The following is a 19,929-nucleotide window of genomic DNA, read 5'->3' on the forward strand; positions in this document are numbered from 1 at the left end:
GATGGTGCGGTGTCTATTCCTCTGCTGACCGAATCAGCGCGGCAAGCTCTTCAGCAGGAGGCAGAGAGTTTTCACTATGAACCCGAGGTTGAAACTATTGGGGGTGGCGATCGCATTGTCAGAACAGAATATAGTTCCTGTAACCAATTTCCTGATGCTGGGCTATATCCAGACTTCAAACAGGCGTTTCAAGACTTGATGGATCAGGCGTGTAATGGTCTAGTTGAGTACCCTTTCACAACACCCTTGCAATTCACAGAGCTGGTATTGCAACGGTATCTACCAGGCCAGTTGGGAATTACCCCCCATCGAGATAGTTTGAGGGCAATTAATCTAATTGCCCTGGTTAATCTGAGTGGGCAAGCTGAGTTCTATCGGTGCGATGACCGTCAAGGTAGCAATGCCGTTCAACTCGACACCACACCCGGCAATGTAATTTTTCTGCGCGCTCCTGGTTTTCTCAATACATCCGTGCGCCCGTTTCATTTTGTCACCAACATTCAATCGACTCGCTATAGCCTGGGCTTGCGTCAACGGCAGGGTGTAACGGTCACGAGCTGAGTGCTTTCGTCGATCGCAACCTTTGCCAGCCCAAATTGCTCAATCACCCAGGCATTCGTAGTCAAGTGGGTACTGACTTCAGCGACTCGATACTGGCTGGGTTGTGACGCTAATGCGGCCGGGAGAAGAAGCTGATCCGCGAGGTGAACGTCTACGGGGGCTCCATTTTCGTGAAACGCGAGAAGTTCCTGGGTGGCGATCGCTGCCACCTCTTCAGCAGGTAATCCGAGTTTTCCAACGGCCCCAAAGCCCGTCCGAGTATGTTCGTACTCAGCCATCAGAAAAACCCCCGCTCCGGGGCCAACCCCTCGTTCTCGTCGCGGTTGTATCTGGGCTTTGAGCTGTGCTTGCTCCAACAAAGTTTGTGCTCGGCTTGCCATCCGTTGTGGAATATGGGACGGCAGTTCAGTAACGATCGCCAATCCCTTAACCTGCTGCAATGCTCCCCGTTCCAGTAGTTGAAGAGGTTTGAGCGAACCCACACCCGCACCATTACCGCTGACTTGTAAATTTAACTCACCCCCGCCCCGTGGATACCAGCCCCAGGCCGCAAGTTCTACCGTTGCCAGCACTCCCATCTGCTGTAAGAACGGAAGGTAGACCTGTTCAATGTAAGAAGCGGGCGGGCTCCACGCGACGAAAGTACCGCCCTTTAAAGTGACAAATGACTCCCCTTTCGCGAGTGCCAGGGGTAGTAGAACCGTTTGTAGAATCAGGGTGACGGCTCCAGCAGAGCCGGTTCCCAGAGTTTCAGTGACATCAAAGGTGTACTCTCCAGCCTGAACAGCTCGGCCGGGGATGAATTCTAACTGGGTAGAACCGACGCGATCGCCTGTAATTTCTGCCTGACAAAGTGTCGCAGCCGCTCGTACTCCCGTTAAATGCTGAATCGCTAATCCTGGCTTCGCCCGTTTTGCTCGGATGCGATCGATACGAATTGGTTGCCCAGTGATCGCCGCCAAACTTAAGCTGGTACGAAGGATTTGTCCTCCCCCTTCTCCATAAGAACCGTCAATTTGTAGCATCTTAAATATCCAGAATGACTTGTGCCATCCAACCCGCATCTGTTTTTTGAAGCTGAAATTGATGGAGCGTGACGGCTTTGACATCAACTCGCTGATGATGGCGATCGTTATCCAAGCGTTCTCCTTGAGCAGTGGCTGTTAAGCGATATTCAGATTCTTTTGCTTCAATCTGAACCTGCTGTGCCCGTAGTAATAACAATTCACTGTCCTTGTAATAAACAAATTCCTGCAAGAAGTTAAACAGCAAGAGATCCAGTTCATCGTTTTCAAGTTGAAACGTACGTGTTTCAGTAAGCGCGATCGCCTCCAGGTTATCAATCATGGTGTTGATCACAGCATCTCCTGCAGATTTAAATACTTCTTCTAAATCGTCTCCCCAGGCATGGAAGGCAATATCAGCCGTCGCGATATCTTCAAGAAATTCGTAGGGCATGGTACTTACTCTTGCTCGCAGGATTGGAGGCGATCGCAAATTTCAGGTTTCTGTTGGGTGATGTGTTTGCCAATGAAAACGATTTCTGTGGGAGAGGGATCAAAAGGTTCTAAGTCCCAGCGTCCGGCAACAAAGTTGAACAGGTGTGTACCTTCAGGAAATTGCACAAAACCTTTGGCTCGATAGACATCAGCCCTCAGAGAATCGGCAAATTCTGTGAACCGGGCGGGGTCATAAACCGCCTGGGAGGTGTAGCTAAAGGACTCAAACTCGGGTTGGTGATGATGGTGGAGCGCTGCTTGTAAGCGTTCACGCCCGATGCCAAATAGCAGATCGGGGTCAATCTGACAGCGAACCGTAGGGATGATGGAAGCGATTTCGTTGATTGTGTGGAGTTTGTCGGTAACCGTGACCCATTCCTCTTCAGAAACGAGATCGACCTTATTGAGAAGCAAGATATCTGCGGATTCAATTTGAATGCGGCCCGTATGTCCCACCTGGGGATACTTCACCATACCGTCCGCATCAATGACCGTAATTACGCCATCCAGTCGTACCTGGGGCAAGCTTTCTTGAATATCAAATACCAGAGCATCCGGTTCTGCTACGCCTGTTGTTTCTACTACAAGGTGATCTGGATTCACCGTTGCGATAATTTCATCAACTGCCGCTTCAAATTCACCTAGTAGCGAACAGCAAACACAACCACCACCCAAATCTGCCATTTCCACATTCTTGCCTTGCAGAATTTTTGTGTCGATCGCAATCTCCCCAAACTCATTCATCAAAATGGCAATTTTGCGGGGCACCACTGTCAGAATGTGTCGCAGTAGTGTTGTCTTACCACTTCCCAACGGTCCCGTCAGCACCGTCAACGGTGTACGTCCTGGCATACATTACCCCTTCACGTTACCAATGGGTGTTAATCGGGCGACCCGTTGGCTAATACCCGCCAACTCTGCCGCTTCAATCACTTCGTCGACATCCTTATAGGCTCCTCCGGCTTCCTCGGCCAGCCCTGCATAGGAGGTGCTGCGAACATAAATGCCTTTTTGCTGCATCTCCTTCTGAAGCTGCTGTCCTTGCCAGGTTTTACGAGCTTTCGTACGGCTCATCGTGCGTCCGCTGCCGTGGGCAGTGCTAAAGAAGGTTTGATCGCCTGTAGATACTCCGGTGAGCAAGTACGAACCTGTTTCCATGCTGCCACCAATAATCACAGGCTGTCCTGTCTCCTGATACCGAAATGGCAGGTCAGCCATCCCAGGGCCAAAGGCACGAGTCGCACCCTTACGATGGACGAGGAGCGATCGCTCCTGACCATCCACCATGTGTTTCTCTAGCTTTGCCGTGTTGTGTGACACATCGTAAACCATGTGCATACCGAGGTCTTCGGGCGATCGCTCAAACACCTGCGAAAAGACTTCACGAATGCGATGCAAAATTACCTGTCGGTTGGCAAACGACATGTTAATACCACATTTCATCGCAGAAAAGTAGGCTTGTCCTTCAGGAGAGTGAAAGGGAGCACAGGCCAATTCGCGATCGAGAATTTTGATACCGTACTTGCTTTCCATAACCTTGAGAAAGCTTTGCAGGTAATCCGTTGCAACCTGATGCCCAAATCCGCGACTACCGCAATGAAACATCACCACCACCTGATCGGGGCGGGTGATCCCCATTGCTTTGGCTAACTCTTTATCAAAAATATTCTCCCGTTTAGCCACCTGGATTTCTAAGTAATGATTTCCCGAACCCAGTGTGCCAATTTGATGAGCCCCGCGATCGATCGCCTTTTCACTAATTTTGTTGGCATCGGCTCCCTTTAAGCAGCCCTGCTCTTCCATTAATTCCAGGTCTTCTTCCCACCCATAGCCATTCTGGATGCACCATTGTGCCCCTTGCTCCGCTACCTTGCGGAACTCATTTCGGGACAACTTGACGAACCCGGCACTACCAACCCCGGCCGGAACCCGTTCATATAGCTTATCAATCAGTTTTTTGATGTAAGGTTTGACTTCCTTGTAGTCGAGATTGGTCGTGACCAACCGCATTCCACAGTTAATATCAAACCCAATGCCACCGGGGGAAATCACGCCTCCCTGATCCACGTCCATAGCCGCCACGCCCCCGATCGGAAAGCCATAGCCAAAGTGGCCATCGGGCATACACAAGGCATATTTGGTGATTCCGGGCAGGGTCGCCACATTGGTGATCTGGTCGTAGACGGCGTCATCTAATTCCCGAATCAGTTTCTCAGTGCCATAGATCCGTCCAGGCACACGCATTCCACTCTTGTAGGAGACTGGAATTTCCCAGATGACATCCGAAATTTTGTTTAAGACATCAACGGGAGCCATGACTTTACCTCGTGGGCTGAACAAAGGGGATTTCACTTATGGATGGAAATGCTGAGCTTGAATTATTACTCAGCTCAAAATCCCCTTGGATCACCCAAATTGTTGCAATCTAGAGGGACTGCCTATAGTTTCCAGAGCCTCGATAAAAAGCACCTCTCTCTATAGGTTCATCCGTTGAACATCACCACGAGTAGATTTTTTATGCAGCACGGTTACTTCACAAACGAGCTGTTCTTAGGAAAGTTACATTCAGAGATCCGGTATTTTCAGAAGTAGGTTGAAAAGCCCTAGAAAGGATTGATGCTGCATACGTAGCATCAATCCTTTCCAAGGCTTTCGGTTCTCGGAAACATGCTGCTCTGCTCACACAATTCAAAACTAGCAAGGTGTGATGGAGCTTTACACGAGTGACACTGAAATCAGCTCTTAATTTTTGTGGGATGGGCATCTTGCCCGCCCCACAAAAATTAGAGACAACTACTCACGGCACAGAATGTTGCTTCAAGAGCGGTTGCGGTCTGCATCAACACTTGACCGATCGCCGATGTCGGCTCCGTCAATACCAACGGTTTTCCAGTATCACCGCCGGTGCAAATACGAGCATCTATTGGAATCTGACCCAGTAGGGAAGTCTGAAGCTCCGCTGATAACTGAGTACCACCCCCACTTCCAAAGATTGGTAGCGTTTCACCTGTGGGGCTTGTCAGGTAACTCATGTTCTCAACAATGCCGAGAACTGGAACACCCACTTGACGAAACATATGGACACTGCGACGAACATCGGCGATCGCCACCTGCTGAGGCGTTGTCACCAAAATAACGCCACAAATCGGACTCTCCTGAATAATGGTGATTTGGGCATCTCCAGTTCCGGGAGGCAGGTCAATTAGCAGATAGTCCAAATCGCCCCAATCGACTTGATGGATAAATTGGGTAATGATCTTATGTAGCACTGGCCCACGCCATGCAAGTGGGTGATCGGGCTCTGCCAGAAGCCCAACCGACATTACTTTAATTCCATGGGCTTCCAGGGGTTGAAACCGCTGCCCGTTGGGAGTATCGATAACCTGCACATCCGATAGGTCTACACCCAGCATTTGGGGCACATTGGGACCGTAGACATCGGCATCGAGCAGACCAACTTTGGCCCCTTGTAGAGTGAGAGCTGCTGCTAAGTTAACGGCGACGGTTGATTTTCCGACACCACCTTTACCACTTGAGATGGCGAGAGTTGTATGAACACCCGGAATGGTGCAGAGCTGAACGTAAGTCTTTTTACACCAGGAGAGCGAAGATAAAGTCGTCTGAATTTGTTCTTGCAGTCTGTGCTGGTGTTGACCCACGTAGAGACGCAGGTAAACGTAATCATCCACAACCCGCAGGTTACGCACCATGCCTAAGCTGATGATGTCGTTATTAAGAATGGGTTCGATAATCTGTTTGAGCCGTTGCACAACGTCTTGTTTACGGTCTTCTACAGATGCTGAGTCTGATAGATGGGTCGGTTGAGAAAGGGTTTCTACGTTAGGCATTGGAGGGTTCTTGCAAGGCTTCTTGAATAGATTTGATGGCGCGTTGCGTGTAGATGCAGACATCTCGATCGGGGTCATCTAAGGCTTGCTGAAGGGCATTGAGAGCGGCTGGATTTTTGAGGGTGCCGAGGGCGATCGCCGCATCCCGACGCACATCGGAATACTCATCCGCGAGAGCTTGAATAAGTGCGGGCAGAGTGCGATCGTCGGGTGTTTTTTGCAGAGCTTGCAGGGCGAATTTGCGAACTTGCCAGTGGTCATCAGCTAATGCCGTTTCTAAAGCTGATACTGCTAATGAATTGGCGTGTAATGCTAAGGATTTGGCCGCGTTACGTCGCACCTGCCAATCAGCATCCTCCGTTAAGGCACGACAAAGAGCAGAAACAATATCGGCATCGGCTAAATGTCCCAAAGTTAGGGTGGCGGCACGTCTGACGGTTGCGTCTGGATCGGAGAGAAGGGTGATCGCCTCTGGACACTCTTTCACCTGATTCAGATACCGCAGAGTAATCACGGCAGCTTCGCGTAGCTCAGGCTGATTAGATTTAAAGAACGGCAAGATATACGGTAAACACTGCACATCGTGAATCTTTTGTAGCAGGAACAAGACACTTAGTTGTTGATGGATGTTTCCTTGTTGCAACGCATCAAGTAATAACAACAGATGATCAGAAGAGACTAACTCTCCTAAAGCGGATTGAGCTTCGTCGCGAACCTCTTCATCAGGTGAGGCAAGGCATTCAATTAAGGCAGGAACGGCTGTTGGATTGGCGAGTTCCCAGAGTGCTGTTACGGCTAGCTTTTGAACGGTTGTGCTCTCGTCCTGAAGGGCTGTGATTAGAGGATTGAGTGCGTCTTCATCTCCGAGGTGTTGTAGGGTTTTGACGGCGACGAGGCGATCGCTTTCTTCGGGCGATCGCAGCATCTCCAGCCATGGGCTTAATTCGGAATCGGTATTGGCAGTCATAGACACTGTTCTAGAGTTCGTTTTTAGGGGAATGGCACTACATAAGCTGGGGGGTTTGCATAAATCTGGCTGGGGGGCGCGTCGCCCCCCAAACCCCCAGACTGGAGGGACGGCTGCCCGTTCCCCCAGACCCCCCTCGGCAAGGAGACCTTGGGAAGGAGGCGTTAAGCCGCTTCGCTTTGCTGGGGTTTTGAAGCAGACCCCGGCCTTTCTCGACTTCAGGTTTGAGCGAAACTAGCGCAACAGAAAGGGAATTTGGACGGTAATGGCTCCGGTGGGACATTCTTTTTCGCAAGGGAGGCAGAACCAGCACTCGTCGTATTTCATGTAGGCTTTGCCGGTTTCTGGATTTTTAGCTAAAACATCCAACGGACAAACTTCGATACAGGCTGTGCATTTTTCGAGACATTTGGATTCATCGACGATGACGGGAACATCGACGCGTTGGTTGATTAGTGCCATACGATCAAAATCCTATTGTTAGAAATGTGAATGGTTATCGCGTTGCAACGTCGTAAACTTCTCGGCTGACATCAACGTCGATTATGTAGGGAGTAATTGAACGCTTGAAGAACACCATTTCACCGGAATCATCCTTCTTCAAATTGACGTGACAGAACCATTCCTGATTGTTCTTTTCGGGATAATCTAAGCGATAGTGATACAGTCCCCATCGGCTTTCACGACGGTACAGAGAAGCACGGGCTGCCATCTCTGCGCAATCGCGAATGAAATGCACTTCCATGCAGCGCATAAGTTCGTGCGGATCGCGAGCACCCATTAATTCCAGGGTTTCCTGATAACGGACAAAGTTTTGCAGGCCAATTTCCATTTTTTGGCTCACTTTGGGCGGTTGCAGATAATCATTTACTAATCGCCGCAGTTTGTATTCCACCTGTGTGTGTGGAATACCATTAGGTTGATTCAAAGGAGCGTAAATTCTAGCTTTTTCAGCTTCTAAAAACTCTGGGTCGGGTTCTAAATGATCCAAGTCTTGGATGTGGGCGATCGCATTCTCCCCTGCCAATCGCCCAAACACAAATGCCCCAATCATGTAGTTGTGCGGCACGCTGGCCATATCCCCCGCAGCGTAAAGCCCGGGCACTGTCGTTTCCGCTTTTTCATTCACCCACACACCGGATGCACTGTGACCGCTGCACAGCCCAATCTCGGAGATATTCATTTCAACGCCATGGGTGCGGTAATTTTCGCCCCGTCCCGTATGGAAGCGTTCTCGACTGGGGCGTTCATTGGCCCATAGGATGGATTCAATTTCGGCGATCGTGTCGTCATCCAGGTGCGTCATTTTGAGCTGGATGGGGCCTTTACCAGAATTGAGTTCTTTCCAAACTTCCAGCATCATCTGGCCGCTCCAGTAATCGCAGTTGATGAAGCGATAACCTTCCGCATTCACGGTTTGAGCGCCCAGCGGGCCAGCCACATAGGCGCAAGCAGGCCCGTTGTAATCCTTAATCAGGGGATTGATTTGGAAGCATTCGATGTTGCTCAGTTCGGCACCAGCGTGATAGGCCATTGAGTAGCCATCTCCAGCATTGGTTGGGTTCTCATAGGTACCGTAAAGATATCCAGACGCCGGAAGCCCCAGCCGTCCACAGGCTCCGGTGCAGAGAATGACCGCTTTGGCCTGAATGACGATGAAATCGCCATTGCGAACATCAAACCCAACTGCACCGATCGCCCGTCCGTCCCGCACCAACACACGGGTTGCCATCACACGATTAGTGACTCTAGCTTTATGCCGCTTCACCTGTCGCGTCAGAATGGTTTTCAGGTCTTTGCCTTCCGGCATGGGCAACACATATTTGCCGACTCGATGCACTTGCTTCAGGTCATAGTTACCCTCGGGGTCTTTCTGGAATTTGACGCCCCAGCTTTCCAGCTCTTGAATCACTTCAAAGCCCAGTTTGCCTGTTTGGTAAACTGCTTTTTGCTCCACAATGCCGTCGTTGGCGATCGTCACTTCACGCGTGTACTGTTCCGGGGTAGAGTGACCGGGAATGACGGCCGTGTTAACGCCATCCATGCCCATGGCGATCGCCCCACTGCGACGAATATTGGCTTTTTCTAGAATCAGCACATCCGCTTCAGGATTGGCCTGTCGCGCTTTGATGGCCGCCATGGTTCCGGCAGTACCGCCACCGATGACAAGCACATCTGTCCTCATCCACTGAGTATTTTGGGGACTCATACAGATCTCCTTATTAAATTCAGAAAAGCTTTTCGTTGAGGGATTCGGCTGAGATCAGAGAAAACTATGGGTGACTAGCCTAATCATTGTGGTTCCGTCACAAATTCTAAACAGCTCTGTTTAACGTCGCATTTCGTCAACTGGGCTCAACGTCATTCCATTCTGTGCCAAATGTAATCCGATATATATTCAAGTCTTCTATGGATCAATAAAATAATTTGATGCAGAAATGCTGTTGGTTCAATGCAGGCGATCGCCCTCCCCCAAATCCATGGAAATCTACCAAATTAAAGTTTTTCTAGAGGTTGCCCGACATCTCAGTTTTACGGATGCTGCGGATGTTCTGAATCTGACGCAACCTGCGGTGAGTGCCAAAATTAAATCCCTGGAATCCGAATTGGGAACCTCAGTATTTAGTCGAGTCGGGCGAAAAGTTGAGCTAACTGAAGTAGGGCGTTTTTTGTTGGAAGAAGCACCCAAATTAATTCAGGTTGAGAATCAGCTTTTGCAAGGAATTGAAGAAATTAAGCAGGGAAAAGTTGGCAACTTAAAGATTGGTTGTACTGGGGCGATCGCCGAGGGCTGGCTACCCAATATCTTGTTTAACTACCGCCAGAAATATCCTGAAATTCAAACCCAATGTGTTGTTTTTGAATCAGTCGAAGCACTATATCGAGCCATGACTGACCGACAGGTTGATGTCGGCTTTTCTGATGTCAGCTCTGATGGGTCAGATATTCATGCAACCTGCATCGATGGCATCCATTACTCTGCCTTTGTCGCCTCAACTCATCCGTTAGCCAAGCAGAGCTGGCTGAGCATTCAAGACTTAAAACAGAGTGCTTGGGTTGTACTGCCCGAAGGTTCTCCCAGTCGGCTCGTGCTTGAGTCACGACTTTCAGAATTGGGGTTATCGTTAGCAGCATTTCCACGGCTCGAAACCGTTGACACCGTTAGCTTAATGCGAACTTACATTACCCAGGGGAGTTATGTGGGATTTGCATCTGAGTTTGATTTCAAACTGGATTGTCAATCGAAAAACGTTACCGCTATTTCATTACAAGAGTTTGCTCTCGCTGGGAATATATATCTTCTAACGTCAAAGCAGCTTGAGTCCTCGAATGAAACGAATTTGAAAACCCAGAAGGCTATTCATCTCAATCCAGTTCAAAAGTTTGTTGCGCTGATTCAGCAAACTAAGCCGATGAACAGTGCTTCAGGTGTACGATTGCGATCGCCCAACTTTCTCCTGCGTGATTCCAATCCCCGCAAACCGGAAACACTCACGTTATCCATTGGGGTGCAGAACCGTACGATTCCAGCGATCACAGCGGGGCTAATTATGCAGCGGTTGGGTTTGTTGGAACACTTTTTACCAAAAGATGGACGCTACAGTAATACTCAGTATCAAATTCGCTGGCCTGACTTTGCAACAGGCGCACCCATTATTGAGGGATTGCATTCTGGAAAGTTAGATATTGGCATATTAGGAGATTACCCACTCTTGTTGAGTGCGATTCAAGCAGAAAAGACAGACGCACAAAAAACTCGATTGGTTAGCTTTGTATCATCCAATCCGGATGGTTCTTGCAATGCAATGATTGTGCCTAATGAATCAAATCTAGAAAGTATTGAAGACTTGCGAGGCCGAGTGCTGGCCGTTCCTTTTCATTCTTCCGCGCATGGTATGGTGATGCGATCGCTACAAGCGGCCAATCTTCTCAGTGATGTTCAACTCACTTCCCTCGAGCATCCAAAACCATCTAAGAAATTTGAATTCCCAACTGATTTAGCCGATAGTTACGCCCACTTTGCCCCATTCCATGATGTCGCTTGTCGCGAGGGAAATTTTCGTTATCTCTGCAATCAGCGTCTAGAAAATTTGCCTGTATTCTATGGTGTGGTTGTGCGTGCTGCATTAGCAGACGCTTATCCAGAGGTTGTGATCGGCTATCTGAAAGCTTTAACTGCCGCCCAACAGTGGTATGACAAAACCCCTGCAGCACTTAAGTTAGTCAGCCAGTGGACACGCGTTGATCCGGCGATCGTTTCCCAAACGTTAAGCACCTCCTATCACAATCAGCCTGGGCGCTTCTTCTCAGAAACTACGGTTCGTCCGGACTGGTTGAATTTACACATCCAGCAACTCACCCAGATACCGGGTAACGAATGCCTAAAAGCCATTAATTTGAACCAATGGGTTCAATCAGACTTTATTCAACAAATGCATCAACATTAGGATTTAGGCTCCACCACTTGCTGTGTATGCGGTGAAAAGCACACCATCCACAACAAGATACAGAAAGCCTGAATATGCAAGTATGACGTAGATTCTTTAGAATCAAGACGAAACATCCGAGGAGAAGGGCGATGACGACGATGAAAGCAGTTCGCATTCACGCTTACGGAGGCCCAGAGGTTCTGACGTACGAGGATGTGCCTTTACCGGCGATCGCCGAAGACGACGTTTTGATTCGGGTTCATGCCGCCGCTATCAACCCAGTGGATTGGAAAATCCGGGAAGGATATCTTCAAGGCTTTATTGATTACGATTTACCCTTAATTTTGGGATGGGATGTGTCTGGGGTTGTGGAAGCCGTTGGTGTTAATGTGACTACCTTCAAGCCGGGAGATGAGGTCTACTCGCGCCCTGATATTCAACGGGATGGCACGTATGCAGAGTTCGTCGCTGTCAAAGCTTCAGAAGTCGCACTTAAGCCCAAAACCGTTGATCACGTTCATGCCGCAGCAGTGCCTCTGGCAGGAATTACAGCCTGGCACTGCCTATTTGAAGCCGCTCAGTTATCACCAGGGCAACGAGTTTTGATTCATGCGGCAGCAGGCGGTGTCGGAAGCTACGCCGTTCAGTTTGCCCATTGGAAAGGGGCCCATGTGATAGGCACAGCCTCAGCTCGAAACCGAGACTTTTTGTTGGAGTTGGGTGCTGATGAGGTGATTGATTACCAAACCACTCAGTTTGAGGACGTTGTTAATCCTGTAGATGTGGTGTTTGACACCGTGGGTGGGGATGTTCAAGAACGTTCCTGGCAAGTTGTGAAACCGGGTGGCATTTTAGTTTCTGTTATCTCGCCTCCACCTGAAGAAAAAGCGGCTGCTCATCAATGCCGGAGTGCTTATGTCTTCATTCAACCCAGAGCGGATTGGCTAACCGAGATGGCACAACTCATTGATCAAGGGCAGGTCAAACCGATTGTTGAAACCGTGCTACCGCTAGACCAGGTAGTAGAAGCCCATAAGTTGAGCCAGAGCGGACGCACCCGTGGCAAAATCGTGCTTCAAGTTCGGGAGTAAGCTTGTTGATCTAATTCAGCAACGCTAAGCACTGTAACCATGAATGGGGGCGATCGCTCCCATTAATTCTTTGACAAGCCTCTCTGTCTTGATAGACGTGGGCCCGCAGGAAGTAGGCTGTCCATTGGGCGATCGCTGTCATCACCAGTTAAACCCATCACATAGAAGTAGTTGTCTCCTGCTCATACAAGGACTGCCCCACCTGTGACGCGAGGTCAGATCTACCGGCTTCAATCAGGGCGCGATCGCGAATTCGGCAAGAGTCACAAACTCCGCAAGGTTCATCATTACCCTGATAGCACGACCAGGTGAAATGGATGGGAACCCCCAATCGCAAGGCTCGGTGGACAATATCCACCTTGGAATCCATAACTAAAGGAGCTACAAGTTTGGGCGCATGGCCCTCCAACCCGACTTTGCAGGAGAGAGTTGCAAGGTGTTGAACAGCGGCCAGATAATCGGGACGGCAGTCGGGATAGCCGGAGTAGTCCACAGCGTTGATGCCAAGGTAAATGGCTTCGGCTCCTTTGGCTTCGGCCAGGGAGAGGGCGATCGCCAAAAACACTGTATTCCGCCCCGGCACATAGGTATTAGGAATCTCGCCAGTTTTCACACCACCTGTTGGCACGTCAACCGCCTGATCCGTGAGCGCAGAGCCACCCCACTGGGCCAGGTTCACATCCACAACGAAGTGTTCTTTAATTCCCAGATGCTCGACGACGCGTTTGGCAGCATCGAGTTCGCGATCGTGGCGCTGGCCGTAGTGAAGTGATAGGGCGATCAGGTCGTAACCGTCGGCGATCGCCTGAGCCGCCGAAGTCGCAGAATCCAAACCACCGGATAACAAAACAATCGCCTTGGGGGTGCTCATCGGTGACTCCTATCGAATATTCGTGAATTTATGAGTTTGTAAGCTAATTCGCCACTCAGGATGGCGCAGAACGTAATCAAAAATGAGGGAATAGCTGTCAGAGGTATTCCATTCCGGTTGTAGAAGTTTCATGGCATTGGCTGGCACTTTTGCCGCATGGCGCTCTGCCCATTCCAAGTCAGCGGCATTGGCAACGACGACCTTCAATTCACCCACGTGTGGATAGATACTTGGATGAGGGGGTTTAGATTGTTTTGGGGAGAAAGTAACCCAATCAAAGATGCCACTAAACGGGTGGGCTCCAGAAGTTTCAAGATGCACGGGCAGACCAGCGGCTTTTAATCCGGTGCTGAGAGAACCAAGGTTGTGCATGAGGGGTTCACCGCCTGTGATGATGGCGATCGCCGGGTTTGCTGCTTTTGCCTCGGCAATCAAGTCAGCCGTTCTGCGTACAGGATGACGACGGGCACTCCATGACTGCTTTGTGTCACACCAGGAGCACCCAACATCACAACCTGCCAGGCGGATAAAAAAGGCACTGGTTCCAGCCCATGCCCCTTCCCCTTGAACTGAGTGAAACGTCTCGACAACCGGCACCTCGGTTTCTTCTGAATAAAGCTCGGTCTGCGTTGCGCTTGAAATCGTCATCGTTTCCTCTTTAGTCATCCTCGTACTCGGCCCAAGAGCCCGGCGTCTCAGACACCGCAACCTTGAGGCTTACCCCTTCAGGTAATTGTTTTTTGGTCTTGTCATAAATGAACTGAGCAATCATCTCAGCCGTAGTCTCATACCCTTCGGGTAACACCTCATTCAAAACGCAATGATCTAATCCTCCCTTGAGAACATCACGCTTTGCCCAACGCAGAGTTCGGAAATCCGCCACCATCACCGCATGGGGACAATATTCAGAAGCGTGCAACTGGCGAGAGGCTGCTTCCAGGCGTACACGATAGGTATGCCCATGCATACGACCGCAGGGCCCATCATAATCTCGGATGTAGTGGGCAGCATCAAACGTAAACTCGGTTGTCAATTTCCATTTAGGCATTTGCGAACATCCTTATTCCCACTTCCGCACATCACAAATTGATTGAACTGGAACAATCACGATGCAATGGAAGTCATTAGCTATCCATCGATTTACGACTCAAACAAACTCCAGCTTGCAAGATCACCAGCCTTTTCCAATGCTGTGTGGGCTAAACATAGGACACTAATCTATATTGCTGAACCGGGTCAAGCCTCTATGCCTGAGCCATTCGCATATTATTCGGCACTGACGCAGTTATCTAGGATGTTATGAATGAAACCCATAACATCCTAGATAACGCATCACATTACAGTAGGTTCAAACGCGTAATCGTCGCATTGTAGGCAACGTTGCTACTACGCTGTCTTAACGCACTTGCACCTTGCTATTTATAGGGTCACAAAACCTACACCCCAAGAAGACACCACTGATCTTCTTGGGGTGCAGGCTAGCGGCTATGCAAGATGAAACCTAAACACCAACGATGGAACGTGTAGGGTTAACACGTTCCATAACCCCTGCTATGAGAGGTTAAAGAGCGAACTGGCGGTAGATTTAATCATTTCCCCAGCATCCGTGAGGGCTTGGACCAGGGGCCGTTGCGTTTGCAAGAAAACCCGCGCACAGTTGCGACCTGGCAAGCCAGAGATCGAGCCACCCGGATGAGTGCCTGCCCCTGTCAGAAATAGTCCCTCAATCGGCGTTTTGTAGTTGGCCAACTCGGGCAGTGGGCGGAAAAACATCATCTGGTCAAAGGTCATATCCAGGTGATAGTAGTTGCCCTTGGTAACACCAATACGGCGTTCCAGTTCTGGAGGACTTTCAATGTGACGGGCAATGATCGAGGAACTGACATTGGGAGCATAGTCGGCAAATTTTGCCAGGACGCGATCGGCCACTTTGTTCTTCAGTTCCTCCGTCCAACCCGTACCATTTAGCCCAGTGCCCTCGGCACCAGCAATCTGGTAGGGAACAAAGTACTCAATCCATAGGGTATGTTTGCCCTCAGGAGCCATCGACGGGTCGCGAATGGTTGGCACAACCGCATACATGGATGGGTCTTCCAGGGGAATCCTGCCGATGTTAGGGTCGGTGTGGGCCAGTTCAACCTGAGCCACCGAGTCAGCAATCAGCACAGCACCCATCATGTTTTCATCCCGGTGTTGGTGATGGATGAAGCGTGGTGGCTCGGATAGGGCGCAGTCGATTTTGAGAATAGCTTCGTTGTGGTTAGTGATACGGCGATCGACCCGTTCCCGCAGCTCCGGATTCGCTGCATCCACATCTTTCGGGTCCACAAGCTTAAGAAACAGACGTTGAGCATCCAGGCTAGAAATCACACCGTCCTTGGCTCGATACTCCTTGCCATTAGCAAGGCGCACCCCAACGGCTCTGCCTTCATCCACCAGTACTTTTTGCACATCCTGTTCGGTGCGAATAATACCGCCCAAATCCTGCACACACCGAACCAATGCCTTGGATAAAGCTCCCGTTCCACCGCGAGGACGAGCCATACCCGGGTTGTGGCGCAGGGTCATCATGATGGAACCGACTGCCATGTTTTTCTGGGAGGGCGGCGTACTCAGTTCCGCCGCTAACCGCGCCAGAGGAGCCTTGAGAAATTCTGAATCAAAGTATTCATTGATCAGATCCATGGGGCTGGTGAACATGGTTCGGATTAGATCCAGGGTCTTATCCGAAGAACCTATCAGGGAAAAAACATCGTTGAGCTTGTTTAAATCATAATTGCCCAGCATATCCACCACAGATTTGGGTGGTGCATTAAATATGGGAATGAGCATCCCAACAACCCGCTGCCAGAACTCGGCGAATTCAGCATATTTTTGAGCATCGCGGGGGCTAAAGCGGGCAATTTCGGCGCAGGTTTTTTCGACAGAGCGATGGGCTAGAAAATATTTGCCGTCGGGGTGTGGACAAAACACAACCGGATCGCAGAAAAGATATTCCAGACCATATTTATTCAGTTCTAACTCCTGAACCACAGGTCCCAGATGAATAAAGATATGGTCGATTGCACAGGGGTTGAACTTAAACCCGGGTGCCTCATCTGGCATCAACTCTTCTGTGGTGGCCGCTCCTCCGGGAATGGAATTCTTTTCCAGCAACAGAACGGAGTAACCCACTTTTAGCAAGTAAGCAGCACACACCAAACTGTTGTGTCCTGCCCCAATCAAAACAACGTCATAGGTTTCCATGCGAAAGCGCTATCCCGGTAAACACAAGTACAGGCAATTCAGAGACAGACTCTGCAGCATAAATCAGATAAACTGCAATTCTTGTAGGACGGGCTAAATGCTCAGCTCAGCCGCTCAAAACGTTTATCTCGCATTGTTTAATCCACAAGCCTTAATGTGCAGCTTGAATCACCCCAAGACAGAAAGCATCTACCGTAACAGGTAGATCGATAAAAGACCTCTGCCGTTAGCCCGTGCCAGCTCCCTTACGGTTCCCTCCCTATGCTTTCTCTTTTTGCTAGAGCTTTTTTGACCTTCTTCGTAGTCATTGATCCGGTTGGCTTACTGCCCCTATTTATTAGCTTGACGGGCAAATATCCTCCTGAAGAGCAGAATCGCATTGCCCGACGAGCGGTGCTGGTGGCAGCCGTTATTTTGCTCGTTTTTAGCTTTACGGGTAATCTACTGCTGCGCTACCTGGGCATTAGTTTCGAAGCCTTTGAAATTGCCGCTGGGTTACTGCTTCTCAAGATTGGTGTTGACATGGTGTTCGCCCAGCAGGAGCGAGAAACCCCCGAAGAAGAGCAAGAAGCCCAACAGCGAGAGGATGTGAGTGTATTTCCGCTGGCCATTCCTTTGCTCGCGGGTCCTGGGACTTTAGCCAGCTTGCTGATTTTTACCAGTGAGGTAGATGGCGATCGCCTGGGTTTTGCGCTCATTCTAGGCGTCGTCGCCCTCGTGTTGCTCCTGACTTATGGGCTCTTCGGCCTGGCGACCTGGTTAGCCAAAGTTTTTGGGCGAACCGGCATCAATGTTGTTACCCGAGTTTTGGGCGTTTTGCTGGCAGCCCTGGCCGTTCAATATATTGCCAGCGGTACCAGTGATGTGTTGAAGAGCGCTCTGGTTACCGACAACCCAGTTACCTATGGAGACGTGGAAATTCACTACACGCTTCGTCCCCGGCCTCCCGCCGCCCCGACACCAGGACCATCCGAAGCAAAACCCGCCACAGAAGGGCGATCGTCCTGGAAACTTGATCTCCCAACGCCTTAATCAATCACTTGAGTCAACCATCCTGCAGGCTAAGCCCTTTTGGATGTTCCAAAACACCTCTCACCCAAGGAAGCTCAGCTTGCAGTAACCCTAATCCTTAAGGAAAGCTCTCGCAGGAGGTATGAGATCGTGCTACCGCAAGGAGGAATTGCGATCGCCCCTTTAAACTTCAGCCTGCCTCCCTATTCCAACTCGCTCATGGGATAGATATAGCCCTACTCCAAATTTGCGATGGTATCGGAGATATGCACCTTCTGGCTAAGCAGGCTCTAGATTACCGATGTCGGATAGCATCAATACCCCCAAACGCCGCCCCATTCTGGCACTTCTGATCGTTCTGGTTAGCGTTGTCCTGTTAGCCTACAACATCAAATTAACCTTTCCCACGAAAGCCCCTGACCTCAAAAATACCTTCACGCCCGTTACCCAGGCTCCGCCTTCTCAGGTTGGTTCCTTTGATATCCTGGGCCGAGTTGTGAGTGCAGAAGAGGCAGACGTTTTAAGGCAAACAGAAGCGGGTCGCGTGCAACTAGCCCCCGAACAGGGTGCCCTTGCCATTACGGATGATTTGATTGAGTTAGGACGCGATGCCTTCTACCGGGAAACCTTCGGCAACGAGTATTTCTTTACCGATGTGGTGGGGGCCATCGCAGGTCCTATTAACCCCATCAGCATGGGCAAAGCGATTCTGGCTCTGAAAGGGCAACCCACAACCAACCTGCAAATTAAGCTGGATCAGGATGTCACCGTTGGAGGCCGCAACTTTCCAGCGGGAACCGTGCTGAATACGGGACTGGATGTACCGAAAGGTAGCCTGCTGCCCCTGGGAATGATTGCCCATAAAGAAGGTGCAAAGCTGCGGGTTGGTTTAAGCTGTGCTGTCTGCCATTCCACCGTTGATGCCGAAACTGGGCGTGTTTTAGAAGGTGCCCCCAACAGTGATTTAGATTCAGGATTGTTGCAGGCATTCGCCACTAACTCTGCCGCCATGTTCCGGCAAACGGGGGTGAATCCGTTGACCGTGGGGTTGGGCGATCGCTCCTACATTAACGGCTTTGGTCAAACGGTGAAACTGCCCGATGCTAAAGCTCTGGAAGATGCCGTCGATGCACAGCTACTCGCCTGGGCACCGGGGAATTTCGATTCCAGCCCCGATAACGTCAACAATCCAGCCCAAATTCCGTCCTCCTACACCCACGACACCTACCCTTATGGTTGGAGTGGCTTCGCTTCAGTGGGCTGGTTCCACGGGTTGACCACCCTCAACAACAACGTTCATGCCGTCAACTCCGACCCCACTACCGGAGCCTACTTCAGCAAATATTTGCTGGGGATGGACCAGGAGACCATGCTGGGGACAATGCTGCAAAACGCCGCAGATTCGAGATTTCGGCTACCCGATGGAGCAAAACCATCCGAATTCTTTGAGAAAGGCGACCCCACCCCCGGCACTCCCGGCCTCAATCAGGTGGTGCGAATGCCAGGATTTCCCAAAGGTTCCGTCTTCATTCTGGATGGGCTGGTGGCTAATTCCCCCGGTAAGCCTTTCGCCAGTCAGGTCAATGGCATGTCCGCCTACCAGAACACCCTGGCGCCACCCCCTTATCCCTTTGAGGTCGAGCCGGACACCCTTAAGCAAGGGGCCGCAGTATTTGCCAATGCCAATTGCGCTCAGTGCCATAGCGGTCGCTATTTCACCAACCACGATGTCATTCCTATCGAGGAAGTGAAGTCACAGCCCTCCCGCGCCACAGCCCTGGCGAAATTGCCACCCGCGATGGTGCCCCCTGAAACCTATCCCGCCAATATTCGGGTGCCACTGCCCACAGAGCCCAAAATTCTCTCGGTTCCCACAGACATTACTCCCGAACAGAACCAGGAGCTTGCCTACGCGTTCAACAGCAATGGGGGCTATAAGGTGCAGAACTTGGTGGGGCTTTATGTGACGGCTCCCTATCTTCATGATGGTGGGGCGGCTGCCACCGCCACTGCCCTGCAACAGGACGCAGACGGCAGCTATAGCGTTGCCAATCCGGATGAGATAGGCTTGGCCGGCACGCTGGTACAGAACCGCAAACCCGATCCAGAGGCCAGCTTGCGGGTCCTACTCGATCGCAATCTACGGCAAGTTGCCGTCACCGCCAATCGTCAGAACCCCGATTTGCAGATGATTCATGCAGATGGCAGCGGCCATGAATATTGGGTGGATGCCAGGGCCGGTTTCAGTCCGGAGGATCAGACCGCATTAATTCAATTTTTGCTGGCGATCGACGATGAGCCCACCATTCTGCCGGAGGCGGTCAGAGTAGAGGCGGATAGGCCAGAATCTTCGGCAGTTTCTGTATCGGGGTTGCTTAACTAAAGACTTGATTAGGAGAAACAGC

At 50.5% G+C, this 19,929-nt stretch carries 17 protein-coding genes; 5 read left to right on the plus strand and 12 right to left on the minus strand.

Features of this window, described 5'->3' with window-relative positions:
- Positions 1 to 9: 9 nt before the first annotated feature.
- Positions 10 to 561 (plus strand): hypothetical protein, encoded by a 552-nt coding sequence (locus H6F91_RS16125; RefSeq protein WP_199307870.1) that lies wholly within the window; start codon positions 10 to 12, stop codon positions 559 to 561.
- On the opposite strand, the gene rtcA is transcribed toward H6F91_RS16125, so the two are convergent.
- The 8 genes from rtcA to H6F91_RS16165 all read right to left on the minus strand — a co-directional run bounded on the left by rtcA (position 531) and on the right by H6F91_RS16165 (position 9,084).
- Entirely contained in the window at positions 531 to 1,586 is a 1,056-nt protein-coding gene (gene rtcA, locus H6F91_RS16130; protein ID WP_190771841.1) for an RNA 3'-terminal phosphate cyclase, read from the minus strand. The genes H6F91_RS16125 and rtcA overlap by 31 nt on opposite strands.
- A gap of 1 nt (position 1,587) precedes the next feature.
- Positions 1,588 to 2,019, minus strand: a complete 432-nt coding sequence (locus H6F91_RS16135) for an archease (RefSeq protein WP_190771842.1) — start codon at positions 2,017 to 2,019, stop codon at positions 1,588 to 1,590.
- Between the two features lie 5 nt (positions 2,020 to 2,024).
- The gene (locus H6F91_RS16140; protein WP_190771843.1) at positions 2,025 to 2,912 is read right to left on the minus strand and encodes a GTP-binding protein; all 888 of its coding nucleotides are present in this window, start codon (positions 2,910 to 2,912) and stop codon (positions 2,025 to 2,027) included.
- A gap of 3 nt (positions 2,913 to 2,915) precedes the next feature.
- A complete protein-coding gene (locus H6F91_RS16145) occupies positions 2,916 to 4,376 on the minus strand; it encodes an RtcB family protein (protein WP_190771844.1) in 1,461 nt (486 codons plus the stop codon).
- Positions 4,377 to 4,843: 467 nt separating this feature from the next.
- Positions 4,844 to 5,908 carry an Mrp/NBP35 family ATP-binding protein gene (locus tag H6F91_RS16150; RefSeq protein WP_190771845.1) on the minus strand — a complete coding sequence of 355 codons (1,065 nt, stop codon included), beginning with the start codon at positions 5,906 to 5,908 and terminating at the stop codon, positions 4,844 to 4,846.
- On the minus strand, positions 5,901 to 6,875 hold the full coding sequence (locus H6F91_RS16155) for a HEAT repeat domain-containing protein (RefSeq protein ID WP_190771846.1): 975 nt from the start codon (positions 6,873 to 6,875) through the stop codon (positions 5,901 to 5,903). The genes H6F91_RS16150 and H6F91_RS16155 overlap by 8 nt, the downstream gene beginning before the upstream one ends.
- A 234-nt stretch (positions 6,876 to 7,109) precedes the next feature.
- Positions 7,110 to 7,337, minus strand: a complete 228-nt coding sequence (locus tag H6F91_RS16160; protein WP_190771847.1) for a ferredoxin family protein — start codon at positions 7,335 to 7,337, stop codon at positions 7,110 to 7,112.
- Positions 7,338 to 7,371: 34 nt separating this feature from the next.
- Positions 7,372 to 9,084: a fumarate reductase/succinate dehydrogenase flavoprotein subunit gene (locus H6F91_RS16165; RefSeq protein WP_242035824.1), complete on the minus strand. Its 1,713-nt coding sequence runs from the start codon at positions 9,082 to 9,084 to the stop codon at positions 7,372 to 7,374.
- A gap of 229 nt (positions 9,085 to 9,313) precedes the next feature.
- Between H6F91_RS16165 and H6F91_RS16170 the strand changes: the two genes are divergently transcribed.
- Both H6F91_RS16170 and H6F91_RS16175 read left to right on the plus strand, forming a co-directional pair.
- Positions 9,314 to 11,323 carry a LysR substrate-binding domain-containing protein gene (locus H6F91_RS16170; protein WP_242035825.1) on the plus strand — a complete coding sequence of 670 codons (2,010 nt, stop codon included), beginning with the start codon at positions 9,314 to 9,316 and terminating at the stop codon, positions 11,321 to 11,323.
- A 140-nt stretch (positions 11,324 to 11,463) separates the two neighbouring features.
- On the plus strand, positions 11,464 to 12,396 hold the full coding sequence (locus H6F91_RS16175) for a zinc-binding dehydrogenase (protein WP_190772013.1): 933 nt from the start codon (positions 11,464 to 11,466) through the stop codon (positions 12,394 to 12,396).
- Positions 12,397 to 12,553: 157 nt separating this feature from the next.
- Here H6F91_RS16175 and queC read toward each other — a convergent pair whose 3' ends face one another.
- The 4 genes from queC to crtO all read right to left on the minus strand — a co-directional run bounded on the left by queC (position 12,554) and on the right by crtO (position 16,513).
- Entirely contained in the window at positions 12,554 to 13,267 is a 714-nt protein-coding gene (gene queC, locus H6F91_RS16180) for a 7-cyano-7-deazaguanine synthase QueC (RefSeq protein ID WP_190771848.1), read from the minus strand.
- Between the two features lie 9 nt (positions 13,268 to 13,276).
- Positions 13,277 to 13,915 (minus strand): 7-carboxy-7-deazaguanine synthase QueE, encoded by a 639-nt coding sequence (locus tag H6F91_RS16185; protein ID WP_190771849.1) that lies wholly within the window; start codon positions 13,913 to 13,915, stop codon positions 13,277 to 13,279.
- Positions 13,916 to 13,925: 10 nt separating this feature from the next.
- Positions 13,926 to 14,315: a 6-pyruvoyl tetrahydropterin synthase family protein gene (locus tag H6F91_RS16190; RefSeq protein ID WP_190771850.1), complete on the minus strand. Its 390-nt coding sequence runs from the start codon at positions 14,313 to 14,315 to the stop codon at positions 13,926 to 13,928.
- A gap of 503 nt (positions 14,316 to 14,818) precedes the next feature.
- Positions 14,819 to 16,513 carry a beta-carotene ketolase CrtO gene (crtO, locus tag H6F91_RS16195; RefSeq protein WP_190771851.1) on the minus strand — a complete coding sequence of 565 codons (1,695 nt, stop codon included), beginning with the start codon at positions 16,511 to 16,513 and terminating at the stop codon, positions 14,819 to 14,821.
- A 261-nt stretch (positions 16,514 to 16,774) separates the two neighbouring features.
- Here crtO and H6F91_RS16200 point away from each other — a divergent pair, with 261 nt between their 5' ends.
- Complete coding sequence (locus H6F91_RS16200; protein ID WP_190771852.1) at positions 16,775 to 17,545, plus strand: MarC family protein; 771 nt, start codon at positions 16,775 to 16,777, stop codon at positions 17,543 to 17,545.
- 280 nt (positions 17,546 to 17,825) lie between these two features.
- Entirely contained in the window at positions 17,826 to 19,907 is a 2,082-nt protein-coding gene (locus H6F91_RS16205) for a hypothetical protein (RefSeq protein WP_190771853.1), read from the plus strand.
- Positions 19,908 to 19,929: the final 22 nt, after the last annotated feature.

This window comes from Leptolyngbya sp. FACHB-8 (assembly GCF_014695575.1).
In the GTDB taxonomy this organism is placed as follows: Bacteria; Cyanobacteriota; Cyanobacteriia; order Elainellales; family Elainellaceae; genus Vacuolonema.

Excerpts from the sequence above, each read along its gene's own strand:
- rtcA (WP_190771841.1), bottom strand. The coding sequence starts at position 1,586 with ATGCTACAAATTGACGGTTCTTATGGAGAAGGGGGAGGACAAATCCTT.
- H6F91_RS16135 (WP_190771842.1), bottom strand. The coding sequence starts at position 2,019 with ATGCCCTACGAATTTCTTGAAGATATCGCGACGGCTGATATTGCCTTC.
- H6F91_RS16140 (WP_190771843.1), bottom strand. The coding sequence starts at position 2,912 with ATGCCAGGACGTACACCGTTGACGGTGCTGACGGGACCGTTGGGAAGT.
- H6F91_RS16145 (WP_190771844.1), bottom strand. The coding sequence starts at position 4,376 with ATGGCTCCCGTTGATGTCTTAAACAAAATTTCGGATGTCATCTGGGAA.
- H6F91_RS16150 (WP_190771845.1), bottom strand. The coding sequence starts at position 5,908 with ATGCCTAACGTAGAAACCCTTTCTCAACCGACCCATCTATCAGACTCA.
- H6F91_RS16155 (WP_190771846.1), bottom strand. The coding sequence starts at position 6,875 with ATGACTGCCAATACCGATTCCGAATTAAGCCCATGGCTGGAGATGCTG.
- H6F91_RS16160 (WP_190771847.1), bottom strand. The coding sequence starts at position 7,337 with ATGGCACTAATCAACCAACGCGTCGATGTTCCCGTCATCGTCGATGAA.
- H6F91_RS16165 (WP_242035824.1), bottom strand. The coding sequence starts at position 9,084 with ATGAGTCCCCAAAATACTCAGTGGATGAGGACAGATGTGCTTGTCATC.
- H6F91_RS16170 (WP_242035825.1), top strand. The coding sequence starts at position 9,314 with ATGCTGTTGGTTCAATGCAGGCGATCGCCCTCCCCCAAATCCATGGAA.
- H6F91_RS16175 (WP_190772013.1), top strand. The coding sequence starts at position 11,464 with ATGAAAGCAGTTCGCATTCACGCTTACGGAGGCCCAGAGGTTCTGACG.
- queC (WP_190771848.1), bottom strand. The coding sequence starts at position 13,267 with ATGAGCACCCCCAAGGCGATTGTTTTGTTATCCGGTGGTTTGGATTCT.
- H6F91_RS16185 (WP_190771849.1), bottom strand. The coding sequence starts at position 13,915 with ATGACGATTTCAAGCGCAACGCAGACCGAGCTTTATTCAGAAGAAACC.
- H6F91_RS16190 (WP_190771850.1), bottom strand. The coding sequence starts at position 14,315 with ATGCCTAAATGGAAATTGACAACCGAGTTTACGTTTGATGCTGCCCAC.
- crtO (WP_190771851.1), bottom strand. The coding sequence starts at position 16,513 with ATGGAAACCTATGACGTTGTTTTGATTGGGGCAGGACACAACAGTTTG.
- H6F91_RS16200 (WP_190771852.1), top strand. The coding sequence starts at position 16,775 with ATGCTTTCTCTTTTTGCTAGAGCTTTTTTGACCTTCTTCGTAGTCATT.
- H6F91_RS16205 (WP_190771853.1), top strand. The coding sequence starts at position 17,826 with ATGTCGGATAGCATCAATACCCCCAAACGCCGCCCCATTCTGGCACTT.